The 757-nt window shown below is 47.8% G+C and carries 1 protein-coding gene; it reads right to left on the reverse strand.

Features of this window, described 5'->3' with window-relative positions:
* Positions 1-25: 25 nt before the first annotated feature.
* A protein-coding gene (locus tag OU814_RS31285) for an IS1 family transposase (RefSeq protein ID WP_268243327.1) occupies positions 26-717 on the reverse strand; the annotation gives its coding sequence in 2 pieces (ribosomal slippage) (positions 26-387 and positions 387-717; 693 coding nt in all).
* Positions 718-757: the final 40 nt, after the last annotated feature.

A 757-nucleotide genomic window follows, 5' to 3' on the forward strand; every position in this document is an offset into this window, starting at 1 on the left:
CGGCGTTGCTGAATAAGGGTATGCATCAACTTGGAATCGGCACCTCCCGAAATTTGAGGTAGTGAAGTAGCAATCGTATTGAATGCCTCAGCATTTCCGCTGACTTCGAGTAGCACAAAGTCTTGCGATGCAGTCGAGCGAGGTAGTGCCGTAAGCGCGTGTTCTCTGATTCAACGCGGGTCATGTAGGTCTTACTGACAATCTGATCACCGTCGGAAATGAATCCTGGATAGACCGTCCAACCATCTGTGACATAGAAATAGCACTTCCATTGGGCAACGATTGCCCAAAGTGGCTTGAAAGTTTCAGCACTGTGATCCCCTAGCACCCAGCCTAGAATACCGGAGGTAAAGTGGTCTACTGCTGTCCAGATCCAGATTTTGTTTTTTTAGCCCTCACAAAGGTCTCTAGTTCGTCAAGTTCACCAACTTCCGGGATTGTCTCCGGATCATAAGCATCCGGCAAGTTCGCACCCACTTGCTTTACCCAAGTAATGATTGTTGTATGATGCACCCCTTTGACTCGTTCAATGGCTCGAAAGCCCATACCATTGGTGTACATCAACAAGCATTCGCGCTTAATTTCCTCGGAGTAGCCTTGAGGGGGATCATAGCTATCGATGAACTGTCGCCCGCAATCGACGCAGATGTGATTTTGTTTACCTTTTTTCTTCCCGTTTTTGCGGATATGCGTGGACTGGCATTCAGGGCATTGCATGGAAAATGACCTCGATTCATACTTCCATTATGCAATGCCG

It is taken from the genome of Leptolyngbya sp. GGD, assembly GCF_026735145.1.
Classification (GTDB): Bacteria; Cyanobacteriota; Cyanobacteriia; order Leptolyngbyales; family Leptolyngbyaceae; genus Leptolyngbya; species Leptolyngbya boryana.